Source organism: Singulisphaera rosea (assembly GCF_054877945.1).
The window spans coordinates 65,906-86,891 of sequence record NZ_JBTYIP020000004.1 but is presented as its reverse complement, the minus strand read 5'-3'; the positions used below and the strand labels follow the sequence as shown (position 1 = coordinate 86,891).

At 64.9% G+C, this 20,986-nt stretch carries 15 protein-coding genes; 2 read left to right on the top strand and 13 right to left on the bottom strand.

Features of this window, described 5'->3' with window-relative positions:
- Positions 1–71: 71 nt before the first annotated feature.
- Positions 72–1,175: a glycosyltransferase family 4 protein gene (locus tag ACYOEI_RS09520; protein WP_462849192.1), complete on the top strand. Its 1,104-nt coding sequence runs from the start codon at positions 72–74 to the stop codon at positions 1,173–1,175.
- Here the strand turns inward: ACYOEI_RS09520 and ACYOEI_RS09515 are convergent.
- The 7 genes from ACYOEI_RS09515 to ACYOEI_RS09485 all read right to left on the bottom strand — a co-directional run bounded on the left by ACYOEI_RS09515 (position 1,154) and on the right by ACYOEI_RS09485 (position 10,164).
- On the bottom strand, positions 1,154–2,104 hold the full coding sequence (locus ACYOEI_RS09515; protein WP_462849191.1) for a glycosyltransferase family 2 protein: 951 nt from the start codon (positions 2,102–2,104) through the stop codon (positions 1,154–1,156). The genes ACYOEI_RS09520 and ACYOEI_RS09515 overlap by 22 nt on opposite strands.
- Positions 2,105–2,272: 168 nt before the next feature.
- A complete protein-coding gene (locus ACYOEI_RS09510) occupies positions 2,273–3,493 on the bottom strand; it encodes a glycosyltransferase (RefSeq protein WP_462849190.1) in 1,221 nt (406 codons plus the stop codon).
- A 36-nt stretch (positions 3,494–3,529) separates the two neighbouring features.
- Positions 3,530–4,735: a glycosyltransferase family 4 protein gene (locus tag ACYOEI_RS09505; RefSeq protein WP_462849189.1), complete on the bottom strand. Its 1,206-nt coding sequence runs from the start codon at positions 4,733–4,735 to the stop codon at positions 3,530–3,532.
- Positions 4,736–4,809: 74 nt separating this feature from the next.
- Positions 4,810–6,015: an acyltransferase family protein gene (locus ACYOEI_RS09500; RefSeq protein ID WP_462849187.1), complete on the bottom strand. Its 1,206-nt coding sequence runs from the start codon at positions 6,013–6,015 to the stop codon at positions 4,810–4,812.
- Positions 6,016–6,113: 98 nt separating this feature from the next.
- Positions 6,114–7,466 (bottom strand): hypothetical protein, encoded by a 1,353-nt coding sequence (locus tag ACYOEI_RS09495; RefSeq protein WP_462849186.1) that lies wholly within the window; start codon positions 7,464–7,466, stop codon positions 6,114–6,116.
- A gap of 35 nt (positions 7,467–7,501) precedes the next feature.
- A complete protein-coding gene (locus ACYOEI_RS09490; RefSeq protein ID WP_462849185.1) occupies positions 7,502–8,776 on the bottom strand; it encodes a glycosyltransferase in 1,275 nt (424 codons plus the stop codon).
- Positions 8,777–9,009: 233 nt separating this feature from the next.
- Positions 9,010–10,164 carry an acyltransferase family protein gene (locus tag ACYOEI_RS09485; protein ID WP_462849184.1) on the bottom strand — a complete coding sequence of 385 codons (1,155 nt, stop codon included), beginning with the start codon at positions 10,162–10,164 and terminating at the stop codon, positions 9,010–9,012.
- A 440-nt stretch (positions 10,165–10,604) separates the two neighbouring features.
- On the opposite strand from ACYOEI_RS09485, the gene ACYOEI_RS09480 reads away from it, so the two are divergent.
- The gene (locus ACYOEI_RS09480; RefSeq protein WP_462849183.1) at positions 10,605–11,246 is read left to right on the top strand and encodes a class I SAM-dependent methyltransferase; all 642 of its coding nucleotides are present in this window, start codon (positions 10,605–10,607) and stop codon (positions 11,244–11,246) included.
- Between the two features lie 580 nt (positions 11,247–11,826).
- On the opposite strand, the gene ACYOEI_RS09475 is transcribed toward ACYOEI_RS09480, so the two are convergent.
- The 6 genes from ACYOEI_RS09475 to ACYOEI_RS09450 all read right to left on the bottom strand — a co-directional run bounded on the left by ACYOEI_RS09475 (position 11,827) and on the right by ACYOEI_RS09450 (position 20,984).
- Positions 11,827–13,254, bottom strand: coding sequence for an alkaline phosphatase family protein (locus ACYOEI_RS09475; protein ID WP_462849182.1), 1,428 nt, complete (start codon positions 13,252–13,254; stop codon positions 11,827–11,829).
- A 58-nt stretch (positions 13,255–13,312) separates the two neighbouring features.
- Complete coding sequence (gene gmd / locus ACYOEI_RS09470) at positions 13,313–14,329, bottom strand: GDP-mannose 4,6-dehydratase (protein ID WP_462849181.1); 1,017 nt, start codon at positions 14,327–14,329, stop codon at positions 13,313–13,315.
- Positions 14,330–14,414: 85 nt separating this feature from the next.
- Complete coding sequence (locus tag ACYOEI_RS09465) at positions 14,415–15,089, bottom strand: EpsI family protein (protein WP_462849180.1); 675 nt, start codon at positions 15,087–15,089, stop codon at positions 14,415–14,417.
- Between the two features lie 152 nt (positions 15,090–15,241).
- Positions 15,242–16,222, bottom strand: coding sequence for an exosortase/archaeosortase family protein (locus ACYOEI_RS09460; protein WP_462849179.1), 981 nt, complete (start codon positions 16,220–16,222; stop codon positions 15,242–15,244).
- A gap of 103 nt (positions 16,223–16,325) precedes the next feature.
- On the bottom strand, positions 16,326–19,379 hold the full coding sequence (locus ACYOEI_RS09455) for an FHA domain-containing protein (protein ID WP_462849178.1): 3,054 nt from the start codon (positions 19,377–19,379) through the stop codon (positions 16,326–16,328).
- Between the two features lie 42 nt (positions 19,380–19,421).
- Positions 19,422–20,984, bottom strand: a complete 1,563-nt coding sequence (locus ACYOEI_RS09450) for an O-antigen ligase family protein (protein WP_462849176.1) — start codon at positions 20,982–20,984, stop codon at positions 19,422–19,424.
- Positions 20,985–20,986: the final 2 nt, after the last annotated feature.

Here is a 20,986-nt window from a genome sequence, read left to right as displayed (position 1 = left end):
CGATGTTGTGTTAGGGTGCGACCTGTCGGGGTGCTAACCAGGAGGCCGCACAACGGGCCTGGAGAAACGCGATGGCGGATCCCACGCGACATATCCTCCTCCTCTCCGGCCGCCTCGGCGCGAGGCAGCATGGCGGCCCGATCCGTGCCTTCGTCGAACGATTGGCGACCCAGGGGATCGGGGCCCAGGTCCTCTGCCTCGACGACGAGGACGGCGCGGACGCGGACGAACGCATCGTCGAATGCCCAGGTCTCGCCCACCGCTGGCGGCAGGCCCTGGCCGTCCGTCGGCTCGGGATGGGGGGGGTGATTCGGACCCCGGACCTGGTCCATGTCCTCGACTCCTCGGTGGGTTCCGCGGGCCTGGCCCTCGCGGAGCACTGGCGACTCCCGTACGTCCAGACGATCGAAGAATATCTCGGCCCTCGAGAACGGCTCCGGGTGAGCCGGCGCTGGTGCCGCGGGCTCGTGGTCGTCGGCGAGGAACTCGCGAAGGACCTGGTGAAGAGTTTCGGGGTCCCGCGCTCTTACCTTTCGGTGATCGCCCCGGCGATCACCTCGACCGGAATCCTCTCACCTTGTCAGAAACGCCCGAATCACATCCCCGTCATCGGGACGGCCGGCCCGCTGGTGGCGTCGTCGGGATACGCCACGTTCCTCGTGGCGGCCCGGAGGGTCGTCGACGCGGGGATCGACGCCGAGTTCGTGATCTCGGGGCAGGGCGAGGATGAGATCGACCTCCGCCGTCGAGCCGCCCGGCTGAAGATCGCGGACCGGGTGACGTTCGCCGACCAGCCCGGCTTCGGGCTTCGATTCTGGAACGTGCTCGACGTCTACTGCCAGACCAACCTGGTCCCGACGATGGGACGAACCCTTGCGATGGCGATGGCCTCGGGCGTGCCTTCGATCACCTCCGACATCGAGGGGGTCCGGGCGTTCGTGACGCACGACGAGACCGCCCTCCGCGTCCCCCCCAACGACTCGACGGCCCTCGCGAAGACGATCCTTGCACTCCTCGCCGACCCCGAACGGGCCGCCCGCCTCGGCCGGCAAGGACGCGAGGCCGTCCTCCACGTCTTCGATCCCGACGAGGAGGCCAGGAACCTGGCCTCGCTCTATCGGACCCTCATCGATGGGGTCGACCAACGGGTCGCTCAGCCGGCCCTCTCGGTCTGAGCTCTCGCCAGCTCGGCCGAAACCCGCCGTTCGTACACGTTCGCCCAGCAGAGGAAGTCGTAGAACGACAGCAGGGTGCAGAAGACCATGCCGGGCTTCCCGTCGAGGAAACCGAGTCGGACGACGTAGGCGTAAACGAAGCGGATGAGCGGGCGCATGGGGAGCCGCAGGTAGATCTTCTTCAGCATCCGCTTGAACCGCTTGCCCGGCCCGATCGACTTCGGGGTCGGCTCGTTGAGGAAGCGGTCGAACATCTCGGCTTCCCAGCACGCATACCGGTTGTGCTTCTCGACCCAGGAAGCGATCGACGGGTAGGCGTAGTGGTCGAGCTCGTGGACGAGCCGCTTCGCCTGGCCCTGGAGCTCGACGTGCTCGTGCGCTTCGTTGTCGCCGGTCTGGGCCCCGGGGCGGACGGGCATCTTCTCGTAGCGCCCTAACTGGTGCTTGAAGAGGCGGAGGTTCCAGGCCTCGGCATAGCCGCAGTGGCGGATCCGACGGCCGAGGAAGTAGTATTTCATGTTCAGATAAAAGCCGTCCGCCTCGTCGTCGCCGGTCCGCCGCGTGATCTCCTCGGCCAGCTCCGGCACGACGACCTCGTCGGCGTCGACGATCAGGACCCATTCGTTGCGGAACGGCAGGTTCTCGAGGGCCCAGTTCTTCTTCTTCGGGTACGACCCGTTGAACTGGAACTGGACGACCCGGGCGCCGAAGGCCTCGGCGACTTCGACGGTCTCGTCGGTGCTCTGGCTGTCGATCACGTAGACTTCGTCGGCCCAGTCGAGCGCGGGGAGGCAGCGTCGGAGGTTCTCGGCCTCGTTCTTGACGGGGACGATGACGCTGATCCTGGCCTTGGGCCCCGGCGTCCGAGCGGGGTGATCGCCCGCGTCCATGTCGTCGGCCAATGGGTCGTAGGTGTTAAGTATCGTCACAGGAGTCATCCTTCCACGGTCGTCGTACCATAGTCAGTCCCGAAACCTGTTTTTTCCTAAAAAACGGGTTTCTGATGCGGTCAACGTTGCCGACCCCTGGCGGTCACCGTTGCCTTTCCCACTCAGAAACCCGTTTTCTCGGAAGAAAACAGGTTTCAGGACAGGTCCTCAATCCCAATCCTCGGCGTCGCGGACGAAGTCGGGCGGGGAGCCTCCGTTGCAAACCCATCCGTAGATCTCGGCGAGCCGACGGGCCTGGCGATCCCAGGTATAGTCCCGTTCGACCAGCGCCCGTCCGACGGCCCCGAGGGTCGCGCGTTCCGAGTCGGTCCGCTCGAGGAGTTGTCGGAGCCCTTCGGTGACCTCCTCGACATTCGGGGCGACGACGATCCCTCCCCCGGCGTCGGCCAGTTCCGGGAAGTGGCAGGCGGTCGTGATCATGACGGGGAGTCGGCAGGCGAGGGCCTCGAGGATCGCCATGCTGAACCCCTCGCTGTAGCTGGGGAGCACGAAGGCGTCGGCGGCGGCCCAGACTTGTTGCGACCGCTCGCCCGAGACGTGGCCGACCCAGGTGACATCCGAAGACAACCCGGCCGCCGCGGCCCGGTCGAGGAAGGGCCCGAGGGCGCCGTCGTCGTTGCCGGCCATGAGGATGTGCAGGTTCGGATGGTCGGCCTTGAGCGTGGCGAAGGCCTCGGCCAGGAGGTCGAGCCCCTTCTTCACGTGGATCCGGCCGTAGAAGAGGAGCAGGAACTTCCCGGCCAGCTCGGGGAATTCTTCTTCCAACTCGGCGCGAGGGGGCAGGGCGTCGAAGGGGGCGAGGTCGACTCCGTTCGGTACGAAGCCGATCGGCGTCTTCGGGGCGATGGCCCGGAGGTGGCCGATCTCGGGGCGCGACAGCGCGTGGAGGCAGGCGGCGTTCCTCAGGTTTTTTCCTTCGACGAGCGCCGTGTAGATCTTCTTCTTCAGGGCCTTGTGGCGCATGGCCCAGGGCTCGGCCATGCCGTGGGCGGCGACGAGGTAGGGGACGTCGGCCGCGAGGCAGAGCCGGGACCCTTGGCGTGTCTGCCGCTGCCAGAGCCCGTGGATGTGGACGACTTCCGAAGACCTAACGACCGCCTCGAGGTCGGTCTCGGGCCCGCGCAAGGTCACCCCGCCCGGGAGCGAGGTCGTGCCGAGCCGGGAGGGGGTTGGGGTCACGATCGTCACCGGCCCCCCCTGCGAGGCCTGGGCCCCTGCCATCCCGAGGATGCTCGGGACCATCCCACCGTCTCGGATCGGGTCGAGCCCGTTGCAGAGGTGCAGCCAACCTTCGCGGAACTTCCTGCCGGCGACGCTCGCCGACGGCTTGGACGACGGGGACGCGGGGGGCGAGGATGCAAGATTCATCTGAGAGTCCTCCAAGGCGAAGTCGGGAGTCGAGGGTCAGCGGCTGCCGGCCAAAAGCGGCTCCCGCCCGCGCCTGGGCGAGACGGGGATCTTGGCTTTCTCGATGGCTTCCAGGGTTCCCAAGGCGAATCGTTCGGGACCCCACTCGGAGACGACCGCCAGCGCCTGGTCTCCGAGGGCTCGACGTTCGGCTTCCGGCAATCCCGCGATCCAGGCGAGTTTCGAGGCGAGCCCGTCGACGTCGCGGGGGTCGAATCGCACGCCGGTCCTCGGCCCTCCGTCCGGCACGAGCGTCTCGGCGCAACCGGCACGTTCCGAGACGACCAGAGGGAGGCCGCACGCGGCGGCTTCATTCACCACGAGTCCCCAGGGTTCCATGAGGCTCGGGTGGACGAAGGCCGAGGCGAAGGCGTACCAACGCGACAGACCATCAGTCTGGAGGAACCCCGGCCGGTGGATGGCATCGGCGAACCCGCTGGCCTCGATCGCCTCGCCGATCTCGCCCGAGGCGGGTCCGTCGCCGCAGAGGACGAGGTGCCAGGGATGAGGGGAGTCGTTCGCCCTCCGATATCGCGCGTAAGCCTCGACGAGCCTGACCAGGTTCTTCTCGGGGACGAACCGGTTGACGGCGAGGAAGTAGGGGGCGTCGGGGAGCCCTTCACGCCCGTCGGCCGCCGCGCGGGCCCGCTCGGCTTCCCGGGCATAGAACTCGTTGTCCACCGCGTTATATCCCATCACGATCCGGTCGCGGGGCATGCCCAGGTCGACGAGGTAATCGCGGTGTCGGGGCCCTCCCACCAGTGCGCCCGAGCAAAGGCGGATCCGGCGACGTTTGATCGTCTCCTTCCACCAGACGCGGGCATGGTCGATCGACTGGCTCTCCGACATCATGATCGCCGGCCTTCCGGCGTTCCTCGCCCACGCGAGCATCGCCAGCGATTCCGGTCGGACGTACCCCACGACCGCCAACGCATCCGGCTGGTCCCGATCCAGCGCCTCTCGGATCGCTTTCCTGCAAGCGGCGGCGGGGATGGATTCCATGGTCCGATCCGGGAAGAAGGTCGTCCACGCGAACGACTCGTCAACCCGGGCCGTCTCCCACGCGTACTTCCGCTCCGTCCCGGCCATCTCATAAGCAAACAGCCGGCCTCCCGATCGCTCCAAGGCCGCCGAGAGCGCGCGGAGTCTCGCCAGGTGGTAGGGGCCGAAGTTGGTGAAGCAAATCGCCAGGTTCGATTTCAAGGAGGTTGCCCCTTCCGACGGACTTTTAATGACGCGGTAGGGGGACGGGACCCCCGAGTTGGTCGATCGAGGGACTATTTCAATCGACGAAGGAACGCCGCTCGCCAGGTCATCGTGGGCCCTTCGACAAGTAACCCGAGGGCAAGCCCCGTGGCGATACCCACTCCTGTGCACACGACCCAGAGGATCCGCCAATCGATCACGAGGCCACACCGGAGAATGAGCGAACCGAGGAGCATGATGATCGGCCCGTGGAACAGATACGTGGGGTAACTCGCGAGGCCGAGAACCCGGATGAATTCCGACCATCTTGCCGGTGTGCGGACCTCGGGATTCGCGTGGTCTTCGTCCAAGAATCTCAGAAGCATTAGTGAGAATGCGACGCCGCAAGCCAGAAAAATGATCTGATTTGGCAGATCATGTTGGCACCTTAGATAAATGATCCCAAGTAGGAGAGGCAACCAGGCGTGCGCGAAGACCCTCACGACCCGGTATCCAAGGAGCGTCCGCGAGTAACTCGCGACCAAGGCCCCGAGGAACCAGTTGATCCCCAGCCCGAAGAGGAGGCCGATCCCCAGTACGAACGGGGTGTGCGCGATCGTCGTGTAGAGGATTTGCATGAAAGTTGCGATGACCACGCACAGGACCATCCCCAGCGGCGCCGGGGCCATCTTTCGGCCGAGCGGACGGCTGGCCAGGAAGCCGTAGAAGATGTAGTACGCCACCTCGTTGGTGATGCTCCAGGACGGGCCGAAGGCACCGAACGTCTCCGTGAAGTTCTGGATGATGAACACCTGGGCGAGGAAGACGAGTGGACTCAATCCGTTGGGCCAGACGCCGGGGCGTGCTCCGACCATCAAGACTTCCGTGAGCACGGTGAAGAGGAGGGCTGCGTAGTAGAGCGGGAGGATCCGCGTGAATCGCGCGATGAGATACGTGCGAAGCGGGAATCGTCCGGAGGCGCCAAGGCGTTCGACGGAGAGATGGATGCAATAGCCGCTGATCACGAAGAATCCCATCACCCAGTAAATGCCGTGTTCGAGCGACAAATAGATAAGTCGGTCGAGAGAGGCGGGGAGGGCTCGGAAGGCGTCGGGGCGCAAGTCCCGGCAGATGTCGAGGACGTGCGCGCTCACGACGAAGAACGCGAAAAGGCCTCGGCAGATGTCGATTTTTTCGTGCGCCGACAGCCCGAGCCGCGTGCGGGTCGCCCGGGCCTCGGCGGCGGGCGGACGCTCGGTCGCTCCGAGTGTATTGTTCGGCAGGATGGCTTGCGTCATGGGAATTCGTTCCGGTCGATCAGAGGTCTTGGGCTTCGGGCTGGCCGGCGGCCACCTCGCTACTCCTCGACGGCTTCGGTCGGGGCGCGGTGGGCCGCTCAGGCGGGTGCCGCCGAAAGCGACGGGACGAGCGGGGCCGAGAATTTGTTGACGACCCAGAGGATGATCATGATGGGCATCGTGGTATAGCCCCAGTTGTAATAGAACCAATTCATCGGGTCGTCGCCTACAACCATGAACCATGCGTTGATATACGTGACTGACCAGAAGACCTGCACGAACGGGGAGTCGGGATACTTTTGGAGATATTCGTAGGCCGTTCTGACGAGGAGGGACATGACGCCGATGACGATCAGCGTCCCCCATGCGCCGCCGTTCAACTGTGTCGCGCCGAGGATGCCGATCGCGGGGCCAGTGAACGTCATGTCCCGCTCCAACTCGGACCCCGCGATCCAGGCCTTGATCCAGGCTTCTCGCCCGTAGAGGGGCTTGTCGACCCAGATCAACCGCGGGATGAACGTCGAGACGATGCGGAGGTAATTTGCGCCGTAATCATATTCAGACTTGAGCGGAACTGTGTCCATCATGAGGAGGAATCCGCCGTACTCCTCGGTCTCGTAGGAGATGTACTGGCCTCCGCCTTCGTCCTCTAGGTCGATGTTGATATTCTTGAGGATGGAGTCGGGGCGGATCCCCGTGAGAAACTCAGCGAACCCCGAGAAAGACCGGTCGTGATCGCGGTCGTTTCGCCAGCCGATCGCGATCGTGACGGCCAGGGCGCCCAGGAAGGCCGTGGTGAACAGGACCGCCCACGACGGCCGAGACCGTTTCGAGATGTAGAAGGCACACGTCGTGGCGAGAACACCCATCACTGACAGCGAGCGTTTCCCGTTGAACATCCAAAGGAAGGTGAAAAACCCGCAGACGGCGAACCCCGCATAGAGGTACGCAGGGCGGAATTGTCCGCCGGCGCGCGCGGACACGAGGAGTAGGATGCCGCCGATCAACATCACGTATGGGAAGGAGCGGAAGATCATCTCCTCCCCGAGGGGCTCGTCGGCGTTCGCCTGGCCCGCTCGGATCATCATCCCGCCGCAGACCAGGCCCCAGACGACCAGGAGCGGGCTGAGGGCGTTCACTGTGCCCAGCGACCATCCGGCCGGCGGGCGTGGGAGAATCGACGAGAGGGGCTTGGCCAGCCCGCAGTGGTAGACGACCAGGAACCAGAGGAGGGCCCAAAATGACCTCAGATTGGCTTCCGTGACCAGCTCGGCTCCTCGAATATCGATCGCCCAATCGTGGCGGGTGATCGCTTGCACGACGTAGACCTGAACGAAACCTACGAGGAACAGCCAGACGGGAGCGAATGGATCGAACCGCTTCGTCAGTACCTGGACGAGGAACAAGGCGACGATGACCGCCGAGCTTGCACCGACGTAGTAGAGTTCCATGTTGGCCCCTCCTTGGAAATCCTCCGTGCAGCGCTTCAACCGGTGATATCGCGAGCCACCCGCGTCACGGCGGCGTGATATCTCGGCCAGTCGAAGGCCTCGGCACGCGTCCGGGCCGAGGCTGACATCGCCTCACGGAGGCCCGGATTGTTCCCCAGTCGTTCCATGGCCTCGGCGAGTCGTTCGACGTCTCCGGCGGGGACGACCACGCCGTCGAGGCCGTCTCGGGCCACAGCCCCCGACTCTAAGGTGACGACACTCGGGAGGCCACACGCGAGCGCCTCATAGGTGACGACTGCGGACCCTTCGAAGAGAGACGGGAAGACGAACACGTCAGCCGACGCCATCAGACCGGGCATCTCCGAATGTGAGACGCGTCCGAGGTGGTCGACCTCGTCGAGATAGCCGAGGAGCGGGCCCGGATCGCTGGGCAAGGCCCCGAGGAGCTGGAGACGCCAACCGGGCCGTCGGATCCTCCGCCAGGCCTCGAGCAGGTACTTGATCCCTTTGCGCTGGGTGATGCCACCCGCGAACAGGAACGTGCAAGAAGACGTGTGTGGTTTCTGGGGGGCGGGCTTGAACCGATTCGTGTCCGCGGCGTAGGGGACGACCACGACTCGGCTCGCGGGCGTCCCAAAGCGGACGAGGGTTTGGGCGATGTGCTCGGAGGGGACCAGGATCCGATCGGCCAACTCCAGGTCGCGCAGTCTCCTCTCATGGAGCCAGGTCAGTTCTTCCCGATCGAGAGAGCCGTCGCCTAGGTAGATCGGGAAGAAATCAGGTGAGCGCTCGGCCTCCCGCTCGAGGACGACTTGTTCTTCGCGGACGTCGCCATGGACCATGCTAAGAATCGTCGGGATCCCCATCGTACGGCAGAGTGGCAGGGTGTATTGAGAACCCACGTCGCTGAAGATCAGCAAAGATGCGGGGAGTTGACTCCCGATCTGCCGGGCGATGCCCCGGTCGAATCTCCGGGTCCGCCACCGGGCCATCGGCCCTCGAAGTCGCGAGCCTCGGGAGGCCAGGTGATTTTCGATCCTCAGCGAAGCGTCGTAATCCCATTGGGACCGCACCCGACCGACAGGAATCTCGGGATCGTGCCGTCGTCGTAGGTTGCGTTGCAGCCGCGAATACGGCGCCGGCGCGAGCTTCCGCCCCATCGCCGAGAGTGGCCCTTCGCCCCGGTAGTAGTATGCGGTGAGGAATCGATCAAGCATCCCGGCGCGGGAGAGACCGACCACCGCTTGGTATGCGGGGGGTCGTGCGTCCGGGCAGGCAACCAATACGGGGGGGCAGGGTTGTGAAATCATGGCGGCGGCTCGATCATCCGTGGAGCCCGACAAAGGTGGCGCATCCTTCGAGGAGCATGCTAGTCGGCGGCCTCGAAGGTCGTCAAGTGGCTTTCCTTGAGGCCCGAAAAACGAGAACCCTCTTCGAGAGGGTCGATCCCCACCGTCTGCCTAGGCGGGGTCTTCATATGGGGTGAATTCTCGTGTCGGTAAATTCTTGTGCCTTTATGTATGTCGGGGACGCGCCGCCCCCGTCAGGCGGTCGACTCGCTTCGGCCCCCGAATGCTCGCCCCCGACCAAGCGCGGGTGCGTCGGAGAAGGAACCCGACGGACGTGGTTCGGTAATGGGGGCCCGATCGTAGGCGACTCGGTCCTTCAGCTTGAGAATCGGGCTCTCCACGAGATGCCAGGAGAGGATGGACAGTGCGAGCGTCGCCGTCAAACTGATAACCATGCCCACCATCCAATAGCCAGGCGTCGCTCGTGGGAGGACCGCGAAGGTGTAATGGATGATCGGGAAGTGGTAGAGATAGACCCCGTAACTGATCGTCCCCAGCCCTCGGAGAGGCTTCCAACGTAGGGGGGCGAGCGCCTGTCGGCCCGAGAACTCGACCACGATGGCCACGATCAGCAATGAGATGAGACCAACGGCCAGGACCTCAATCGCCGGGGCTTCGAGCAAGTAACTCAAAGGGAGTTGATACCGGCCCGTCCACCACCCGAAGGCCAGGACTCCCAGCAGCGCGACCAGGACCGCCGCCGAGACGTAGAGCCATCGCCAATCGAAGACTCGTACTCTTGGATCGTCATGGCTGGCCTCGCGATTCCCCATCGTGGCGAGCAGGGCCCCCAGTGCCAGCCCGTCACATCGGGTGATGAGGAGCGAGTGGGGATATCCCAACAATCGCGCGACGATCGACCCGAGGATACACCCGAGGGCGATGGGACGGAGCCGGCACCGACCCACTAGGAGGAGTAAACCGGGCCAGATGAGATAGAACTGCTCCTCGACGGCCAGCGACCAGGTATGGTCCATGTCCAACCAACTCGGCGAGAAGATCTTACCGCCCAGGCTGGAGACCGGTTCGAGGTAAAAGGGCGCGTTCTGGACGTAGAACGCGAAAGGGAGCCATTGTCGAAGATTCGGATGCTCAAGAACGACGAGCAAAAGAAGTGTCAAATAGTAAATTGGAAAGATGCGGAATCCGCGCCGGATGTAGAACGTCCGAAGGAAATGGGGTTCGTCCATCTGCGAAAGCACAATGGATGTGATCAAGAACCCCGACAGGACGAAGAAGAGGTCGACGGCCGCCCAACCGTACGGGAGGAGTTGCGGGCTCAGGTGGAAGCCAACGACCGTCAATGCCGCGAGACCGCGGAGACCATCCAATTCGCGTATCCTTCGCATCCCTGCCTCCCATCCTGCGTCCGAATCCTGGTGTCGATCTCCCTGCATTTTGTGAAAATCCGATTCGTGGTCAAGGTCGGAACGCGTCGACCGCCGGGAACCGTCCCCAGTATTGATGGCTCGGAGAACGACGTCTGATCGTTGTTGTCCCGTCACTTCGACGGTGTCGAATGGCCCGATTTCTTGTAGGTATCGAAGGAGTCCGGATGTCGTCAAGTGATGGCGGTCTGGCTCACTGATCGGGGATTAGTCGCGTCTGAAACGCGACAGTTGGCGTGTGGTCAGCGGCCAGGGGTCCTCGCGATTTCGGAGACCGGAGATCTAGGCTGGATTCCCAGCCTTCTCAAGCCCATAATAGCCGCCGGTCGCGGCGGACCCTCCCTCGAAGCCCCCCGGCCTGGCTCAACAACGGATGTGACATCTCCAGGGAACGGATCGCTATGATTCGACAGAGCATCAAGGATCTTTACTTCCAAGGGGTCCGCTACCTCTCGCTGCCCAACTACGCGTACAAGAAAGCCAGATACGGTTTTGGGAAACCCGCCCGGCCCGAGGGGCACTACCTCCATCTGGGCTGCGGATTCAAGTACCTCGACGGGATGATCAACACGGACGGCAACGCCTTCCGGAAGATCGACCTCTGGCTGGACTTGAGGAACGGCCTGCCTTTCCCCGACAAGAGCTGCCGGTTCGTATACTCCTCTCACACGATCGAGCACCTCTTCCCCTACGAGGCCATCGCGCTTCTCCGTGAAGTCCGGCGTGTCCTAACCCCGGACGGGATCGCGCGGATCGCCGTGCCGAGCTTCGAGTACGCGCTCGAGATCGCCCGCGGGCTCCACGTCGAAGACTGGCCCCGCGCATTCGCGGACCCGGCCGCGCAGGCGATCAACTACCTGTTCTGCGACGGTCAGCACAAGTACGCGTATAACTATGACGTGCTGTCGACGTTCGCCAAGGAAGCCGGGTTCCGCGAGATCGTCAATTACTCCGAGCCGAACGGCGTAAAGCCGAAGGCGTATGGTGCGGTGACGGTGGGGGATGAGCCGGCCGGGTCGTTGATTGTCGAACTCTCTGCCTAAGCTAATGCCACCGCATTCACCAAGGTTCCACCCGAGGTCGCTTCGGGTGGGATCGGAATCAGGTTTTCGGGTGTCGCTTTTGAAAAATGTCGAGAATATTAATAAGTGTCGCATTCAATATCATTGAAATTTGCTTTCATTTTGTTTGTGCTCGTCGTCGAGCCGCGCGAGGCCGCGTTCTCAACGACGATATTGCGGGTGTAGAGTGTTTCTCATCCGCATATCATAAGAGAGATCTTGTTTTCACGGGGACCGTGGGGATGTTTTCCCCGTCCGAAATGCCGACGCGGAGCGTCGAGGACGGCATTCCTACGGGGCCGTAGGGACGAGTGTATGAGCCGCTTGCAATTGTTTTTCGAGAAATAGTATGGATCCATGCGCACTTTAATTTTTATCTGATCTGGGGCGGATCACCCACGAGTTTTCGGGAATCAAACGACTTCGCTGAGCGATCCATTACAACCTTGAAGCGCCAGCAAGTGACTCTCCCTCGAGTTTCCGAGGTCTCGATTCACTCGCTGGCGCTTCGGGCTTGTAACGGACGGATGCCACTCGATCGTAATCGCTCGAGCTTAAGGCATTAAGGGGCGGGGTTGCCTGGGAAAACCCCTGAAATGATGTGCCCTTGAAGGTCTTCCGGGATGTTCATTTGGAATGCTTGTAAGATCGTCGGTGTGACGTCCATGAGCTGCATCCCTTCGACGGGGCCGGTCGGGGTGACGTCGGGGCCGTTGATGATGATGAGGCCGTCCTGGGCGTGGTTGGCGTCGTCGGGGCCGGTATCGTTTTCGAAGGTGTGGATCTGGCCGGTTCCGACGGTGCCGACGGAGCGCCAGCGGAGGTCGCCGAAGTAGACGAAGAGGTCGGGGGGGGCGGGGCCTCGGACGGTCTTGTATAAGGCCTCGGGCTTGAGGACGCGGGTGCCGATGGGCCGGCCTTCGGGGTCTCCCAGGGCTTCGAGTTCGGCGATGAGCTTGTTGCGCATCGGCTCGTAGTCTTCGGGAGCGATCAGTCCTTGGGGTTCGCGGCCCCGGACGTTGAGGAAGAGGCGGCCGTAATAGCCGCCGGAGCCCCAGGCGGTGGTCTTTTCCCAGTCGATCTTCACAGCTTCGAGACGGGAGGGAGTCGCGGGGGGCTCGCGGAGGACGAGGTAGCCTTTCTGGATCAGCCACTCGTTGAGCGCGATCCCGCCGTCCATGCACTTCGCGCCGTGGTCGGAGACGACGATCACGTAGGCGTCTTCGGGGACACCGGCGAGGAGCTCGCCGATCTTGCCGTCGACGTGGATGTAATAGTCTTCGATCACCGACTCATAAGGGTTGCCCGGCTCGTAGCGATGGTGGGCGGGGTCCATGTATTGCCAGAAGGCGTGGTGGACGCGGTCGGTCCCCATCTCGACCATCATGAAGAAGTCCCAGGGCTTGGTCGCCATCAGGTGGCGGGCCAGGGCGAACCTCTTGTCGGTCATCCGGACCAGGGCATCGCGGATCTTCCCCTTGTCGGGGGTGCGGAAGTCGCTGACGTCGAACTCGTAGGGGTGGACGTCGGGGAAGCTCGCGATCTCCGCCTTCAGCTCGGGCGGGTGGGTGTAGTTCGACTGGATGGAGGGGGTCAGGAAGTCGGTGACCATCAGGCCATTGACGGGCCTCGGGGGGTAGGTCTGGGGGACGCCGATGAGGATGACCTGCTTGCCCGCGCGACCCAGGTAGTCCCAGAGCAGGGGCTCGCGCACGGCCAGGGATGTCGCCGTGGTCATCTTCTCATAAGAGCGATCGGCGCGGTTGCGGAACCCGTAGTAGCCGAGCGTCCCGGGGTCTTTGCTGGACATCATCGACATCCAGGCCGGGACGGTGATCGGCGGGTCGCAGCTCCGGAGTTTGCCCCAGAGGCCTCGAGAGCGCAGGGCGGAGAGGTTGGGCAGTCGGTCGGCAAACCGCTCGAACATCAGGCTCGGCTCGGCGCAGTCGAGACCGATCACCACGACCTTGGCTTCCGCTCCCCGCTTCATCGTCGTCGCCTCTCCTTGGGCGGGCGGGGCCGAGGCCCCGCCCGTCTGGGTCGATCCGTCAGTTCGTGCTGAACCCTTGCACGAACTTCTCGCGCCGGGCGAGCTCGTGGTCGTGCTCGATCATCATCCGGACGAGGTCGGAGAAGCTCACTTCGGGCTTCCAGCCGAGGACCTTCTCGGCCTTGCTCGCGTCACCCAGGAGGACGTCGACTTCGGACGGCCGGGTGTACTTGGTGTCGAACTCGACGAAGTCGCGGTAGTCCAGGTCGAGGTGGGCGAAGGCGACCTCGAGGAACTCGCGGACGGAGTGGGTCTCGCCGGTGGCGACGACGTAGTCGTCGGGCTGATCCTGCTGGAGCATCATCCACATGGCGCGGACGTAGTCGCCGGCGAAGCCCCAGTCGCGCTTGGCGTCGAGGTTGCCCATGACGAGCTTGCGCTGGAGGCCTTCCTTGATCCGGGTTGCGCCGAGCGTGATCTTGCGGGTCACGAACGACTCGCCGCGGCGGGGGCTCTCGTGGTTGAACAGGACGCCCGAGCAGGCGTAGAGGTTATAAGCCTCGCGGTAGTTGACGGTCTGCCAGTGGGCGTAGAGCTTGGCGCAGGCGTACGGGCTGCGGGGGTGGAACGGGGTGTCGAGGGACTGCGGCGGCGCGGCCGAGCCGAACATCTCGGAGCTCGACGCCTGGTAGAACCGGACGGGGTGGGTCCGGTGGAGGTTGCGGACCGCTTCCAGGAGCCGGAGCGTCCCTAACCCGACGACGTCGGCCGTGTACAGGGGCTGGTCGAACGAGACGCGGACGTGGCTCTGGGCCCCGAGGTTGTAGACCTCGTCGGGCTTCACGGTCTCCATGAACCCCGACAGGCTCGAGGCATCGGCCAGGTCGGCATAGTGCAGGAAGAATCGGTCGCTGACGCTCGAGTCCCTGCCAAGCAAGTGGTCGATGCGTTGGCGATTCAGGCTGCTCGACCTTCGGACGAGCCCGTGGACCACGTAGTCGGGCTTGGAGAGGAGGTATTCGGCGAGATAGGAGCCGTCCTGGCCGGTGATCCCCGTGATCAAGGCGTGTTTCATGGAAGAAGGATCCTGTTGGCGAGAGGGGCCGGCCGAAGCCTCTCGGGCGTAGGTCGCCGTTCGGGCTGAGCGCGGACTTGAGGACTCAAGGGATGTAATACTCGGCGCGGTCTCGGGGCAAGATCGGTTCGAGGGCCACGAGCAGCGACTTCGCGAAGTCCTTCAGGGCTTCGCTGTTGGGGTCGCTGTCGATGGGGCAGAAGACCTCGACCGTCATCCCCGACCCGCGGGTCGTGCGTCCGTGGCTGCTCCGGCTCGTGATCGGTAGCCGCCGGACATAGCGCTCCATTCGACCTTCACCGAAAATGTAGTACCAGAATCCGATCCCTTCCACTAGTTCTCCCTTGGTGTAGACAAGTCGCGTCATTTCTTGCGATTTGTCCGGGCGATATTCGACCGGCAAGACCCGACATTGCGACTCGACCTTCGACCAGCCGCCCGACGGGAGGCAGATCTCGGGGGTATGCCGGAGATTGAGCCCCTCACGCGAGTAGTTGATCCAGAGCGTCAGGCGATGACTCGGATCATCTCGGCGTTTGTACACGCGATTGAGGAACTCGGTGGTCTGTGCTTCCTTGATGATTTTTTCATCGACCGGTTCGTCGTAGCCGACCCAGTCTCCCAGTTCCATCGGGAGAGAATTCAGCGACTTCTCCAGGAGGGGGCGTTCGATGTGGGACATCGACTCGAGGCCGGCTTGCGCCCCGTAACCGAACGTGAGGATCGCCGCGCAGATCGCCACTCGTCGTACCGGTGACATGGTGAATTCCTGGGGAGGGTTGAGTCGGCCCGAGCGAGTCGACTCGGGCCTCGAATGCTCCGTCATTCCGAACTCAAAGGGGCAGACGCTCGGTCGAAGATCCGGGAAACGGGCCCGGAGTGCTCGATTCGAGCGGTCCCGACGACGCTCGATCAGGCTGGGGTCGGACCGGAGGTCGAGGACTCCGGGGCCGGCTCAAACAGGGCGGCGACCTGGTCGAGGATCCCACAGACCCCGCGGAGCAGGGACAGGCCGACCCCCATCATGAGCAGGCCTTCGACGGTGTGGTAGGTCCCCGCGGCGAAGGACGGGTCGACATAGTACATGATGTAGCCGGTCAGGATGACCCGCATGACGTTGGCGGTGATCGCGATCGGGATGGCGGAGCCGATCACGGCGAGGCGGTACCAGGTCGGCCGCGAGGACAGGTAGGCGACGGCGGCCGTCAGGGCGAGGAACCCCGTGAGCTGGCGCATTCCGCTGCAGGCTTCGGCGACGAACATCTGGATCCCCCCCGGCAGGGTCATCATGTTCCCTTCGCAGAGGACGGGGACGTCGGTCAGGTTGAGCACGACGGTCGCGATCCGGCTCGCGAAAAGCTGGAGGGGAGACGCGATGCTGGTGTAGAGGGCGAGCGGCAGGGGAATCATGAAGATCAGGAAGAAGAGGGCGAATCCGAACCGACGGATCGCCTCGACCCCGGCCGTCATGGCGCAGATCCCGGCGAGACCCACGAGGAAGGCGAGGTCGCCCGCGAACGGGATGGGCACGAGCTCCATGACGAGCCGGCCGAAGATCGCGATGGCGAGCAGGAAGAGGCCCAGCCCCATCCCACCCCGGACGACGATCGGCCCGCACTTCGCGGCCTGGTGGACGAAGTAGAGGCTGATCAGGGGTACGAGGAAGCCGTGGCTATAGTTCTCGTTCGTCGACCACTCGCGGACGAGGTGCTCGAGGTTGACCCGGAAGATGAGCCCGAGGAGTCCGAGGCAGGCAAGTGCCCCGAGGAGTGACCATCGGCCCCGGGTACCGTGATCGTTCCAGAGTTCGACGAGGAGCGCCGCGAGCCCTTCGGGGGGATGGGCCGCCGAAGGGGCGGGTTCGGGTTCGGGGAGCAGGGGCGTCGTCGCCATCGTCGTGATCCTTGGGCTGTTGGTCGGGCAAGCAAGTCTCGGGCGTGAGGCGAGGCCCCGCGGGCTCGTCCCACGTTGGGAATCAGCGTTGGGTCGTCGCGCCTTAGGGCCGTCGGCCGCCGTCGCGTCTCATGAGGTCCTGGGCGTGTCGAGCGACCAGGTCTTTGGCGTCATGTCCCCTGGCGGCGTCGAGGGCTCGCCTGTGCTCCGAATCGTCGTTCACCCTCTGGGCCAGGTCCGCCACGTTCACCCACCAGGAGCGCTTGACGAGGTCGTCCGGCATGAGGTCGATCGCCTGTCGGTATTTCTGAAGGGCCTCTTCCGGCCGCGATTTCATCGCGAGGGCCTCGCCCACCGCCGCGATGTGGAGCGCCGAGGGGAACCCGGCCGGCGCCGGCTCGTCTTTCCTCTCGACGATCGACTCGAGGGGTTTCTCCGCATCGTTGCCCCCGCGTTCCATGAGGATCCGGGCCGTCACGAGGTGGACCGGAGCGAATGCGGGGAGGGCCTCGGACCACTCGTCGAAGGTCCAGGTTTCGTCGGCCGCCATGTCGCGGACGACCAGCCCGATCAGTTCTTCACCGGGGAGGTGGTAGCGGGGGATCTGGGGGTCGTTGTCGAAGACCGGTGTCCCGAGTCGGGAGAGCTCGGCCTTCGAGGCCATCTCGAGGGCTTCGCGGTAGAACTTGCGGGCCACGTCCTTCTTCCCGGCCTTGAGCCACTGGTGACCCGTCCAGGCGAGGGTGACGACGTCGCGGCTCAGCCCCAGGCCGACGAGGAGGGGATTGGGCGGGTCGCCGACGCTCGGCCGTCTTGCCTTGGCGAATCGTGCCTGGGCCTGGAGCGGCGAGGCATTGACGGCGGCCTCGGTGAACACGCGGGCCCGTTCGTCCTCCGAAGGATCGGCGGCCGCCCGACGCTCGAAGTACGCGGCCCAGACCGAGAGATTCGCGCCGGAGGATCGCCACCAGGAGCCGACGGGGGGCGGTTCGATCCCTTCGGGTAGCGGCTTCGCTTCGCCACCGCGTGCCAGGGAATTGGCGACGACGCCGGTCGACGACGCATCACGTGTCCATGCCCGCGAGGCGACGAACCCGAGGGTTCCGACGCCGAGGGTGGCCACGACCATGGGGAACCAACTGAGCCAGAGGGGGAGCCTCCAGGATGCGGGTTCGCGCGACTCCGTCGGGGTGGGCTCTGTCAGCGGCTTGCGGGCCGAGGGACGTGTCGGTGCGACGCGGGCAGAGACTGTCTGGTGCGCGGCGAAGATGTCGCTGGCTCTCGGCCACTCCCTGGCACTCTCCTCGGACGTTCTCGCTTCGGGTTTCGCGTCCTCGAGCTTCCGACTCGGGGGTGCTAAGAGGTCCGGGGCCAGCTTCGAGTTCGGTGCCGACGAACGTCGCGGTTCCCCTTCCAACGGCGTTGGCGTCGGCGTCGGTTTCCGGCCATTTCGTCGGGATGAGGGCGCTTCGGTGCCGTTGCGCCCGTGGCTCGACGTGCCAGTGTCGAAGCTCGAGGATTTGGAACGAGTTGACTCTCGCGTTGTCGACGTACGGGGGTCGGTGTAATACAGACCGCGATCGCGCCTGGTGGCCGTATCCGGTTCGGCCTTGGAGGATGCCGAAGCCGATCGTTGGGTGTCGACGCGGCTCGATGGGTCGACCTTACCTGTCTTGAGTGAGGCTTTCGCCTCGAGGTCGTCCGGGATCGACGCCGAGTCCGACGTCAGCCTATGGGACTGGGGCGGCAGCTCGATCACGATCGGCGGACGCAATTCCTTCGCCGGGCGATTGGCGGCCGGGGCCGGCTCGATCGTGACGTCGTCGACGGACGTGACGATGGTGGCCTCGACCACCACTTCGGTGTCGACCTCGTCCTCGACCGCGGGGCTGGCCGAGGTCTCGTCGCCGAATTCGAGTTCGACTCCGACGCCGTCCTCAACCACAGGCTCAGATGTGAGCACGCCTTCGACAACGATCTCGGGCTCGGACGAGACTTCGGCTTCGAGAATCACCTCCGGATCGAACTGAGCTTCGAGAACGACCTCAGGCTCGAGCGCGACGGAGACTTCAGTTTCGACGAAGACGACTTCGGATGTCTCGACAGGAGAGTCCACATCCTCGAAGGTCGGAGGCGCGACGAAGTCGGTGGGCTCCGAAACAGGCTCGACGAAGGGAATCATCAAGGCGTGAGACGTCGAGGGTACCGGTTCTGGTTCTGCGACGGGAGTTGCCACCACCTCGGAGAGTTCCGAGTTCGGCTCGACCGATGTTGGAGGTGGGACCGCTGCGGGGTGTGTCGGCGGCGTGGCGTCCGACAACGGTGGTACTGGGGCCGTCCTCGAGACGGGTACGATCGATGGTCGGGGAGGTGTCGTGTTCGGCGGGACCGGCGGGGTGACCGGCCTGGGCTCGTACGCCTTCGAGCGGTTCGTGAACTCCCGGATCCGTTGGGTCGACGGTGTCCGAGACGCCGGGTCGTCGATCGGCCGGGCGCGATAGTTCCCCGGGCTTAGGGGAGTTGTCGGCTTCGGCGGCGTCTGTGGGGCGCTCGCCTCCTTGGCGTCGCCTCGAGAACGGATCCGTTCCCCGGCCGCCTTCCAACGCTCTTCCCAGCGCCGTTCGGCCTGGTTCAATCGGAGCCGGCTTGCGCTCTGCTCGTGGCGTTCGCTCCAGCGTTCGAGGCGGTCGCCGTCCGGGGACGCCGGGATCGAACCGGTGGGGCGGACGTTCTCGGAAGGCGCTCGCACCTCGGCTCGGGGCTCGTTCCACCGGTTGTCGACCGGGGACGCGGACGCCCTGGGCAGGTCGATCGGGGGCCTTGCCTGGAACGATTCCCAGTCGGGGGCGGACGCCTGGGTCGGGCGGAGCGTGAGCCAATGGGTCCCGATTCGGAACGGGACGTCGAAGGGCAGGGGGCAGGACGAGGCGACGGAATGACCATCCATCGACACCGCCCCGGTGGGCCGGGTCGGGACGAGGTGCCAGATCCCCTGTCGACGCTTGAGCCGACACTCTTCGTCGGCCAGTTCGGGCTCGGGAAGGCGAACTTCGCAGTAGGAGGCGCGGCCGATCCGGACGGAGACCCCGGGGATTTCCACGACGCGGATCGGGTCGGTGTCTCCAGCTCGGATGTGCAGGCAAGCGGTTTCCGGCATCGTGGGAATCACTCCTCCTTGAAGCATGCCGAGGTGAACGGCTTACCCACGTTCGACGAACAGGTCCGTGCCGCCGGCGAGCCAGCGATTGCACGCGCCGGCGAGTGCGCTCGCGGCGATGGCGATGGCGGCGAGCTCGACGGACCAATGCACGACCGAGAAGAGACTAAACGCCGAGGCGGCACCGATCAAGCCAAAGGCGAGTGGACGATCCGCGGAACCCACCCGTCCGATGGCCCCTGGGACCTTCCAGAGGCACCAGAGCAGGCCGATCGCGAGGACCGCCATGCCCGCGACGCCGGATTCCGCCCACCACTGGAGCAGGCTGCTGAGGGCGGTGGTCTGGGATTCGTCCCGGGTCTTGTACGAGGGGAAGATCGCGGGGAAGCTCCCCATTCCGGCCCCGAGCCAGGGGAAATCGCGAACGATGGGCAGCGTGTCGGCCCAGACCCGGGGTGCCGACCGAAGGTTCTCGGCCGAGATCGGGGGGGGCGAACCGGGGATCCGCTGGAGGACGTCGTGGAGGACGACTCCTCCTCCCATCCCCAGCAGCATGACCGCCGTCATCCCGAGCCCGGACCATCGTAGGCCCGAAGGCCAGGCGCTCGGTAGCCCGACCAGGATGAGTCCGAAAGCAAAGGGAAGGCTGACGAGCGGCCCCCCGAGCATCCCGACGAGTCCGGCCGCCGTGAGCGAAAGGAGAGAGACCAGGACCACGAGCCCGCCCTGGCCTGATTGGGCAAGGCGCACCGGCAGACGTTCCCGGCTCCCTCTCGGGGCGACGAGTTGCAGGACCGTGGCCAGCGAGAGGGGAAGCCCGATCGCGGCGAGGGCGAGATAGGCGTCCGGCCCCCCCAACATCGTGCCGATCAGCGTCGGCCGGTCGGGCGTCGTCGAGGGGCCGCCGGCGACGCCCTCGGCCGGCGGCGGGGCGATGCGGAGGACCGTCGCGTTGGGTGTGTTCAAAAGCTCATTGGTCGTGGGCCCCCACGTCGGGTCCTGGCCGGGCTCCATGACGCCGTAGAGGCCCGACGACTGGCACGCGACCTGGACGACGACGATCGCCGTGTTCACGAAGAAGGCCAGCAACACGCTCCCCCAGACGAGGTAGAGTCGGCGGAGCCTGTCCGTGTATTGGGCGACGCCCCAGAACAGGGCGAGGCAGACGGTGGCCCCCGCGACCCATCGAAGCGTCGCCGAACGATCGACAGAGACGGGCGAGCGAACCGACATCGGTTCGGGCAAGGCGAGCGCGGGGTCGGTGGCCCTGGCCCTCGCGGAGAAGAATCCCAGGGCGTAGGCGTCGTGCGACTTCGGTGAGAGGAGGCCGGCCAGGCGGGGGGGCAGCGGGGCCAGCTGGACCAGGCCGATCGCGATGGCGAGAAGTCCCAGGAACGTCAACGGGCTCTTGAGCACGCGCATCCGGCCTTCGAGCGCGATGCGGATGAGGGCCGTCATGACGAAGACGAGGGTCAGCACCGCGATCGCGGTGGGGGCCCACCAGACGGCCCCCCCAAAGGCGAGCGTCGTGCCGGCCACGAGGAGGGCCAGCACGACGGCCGAGAGTCGATCGGTGTAACTCAGGAGGCGATCTCTCAGATTCAAAG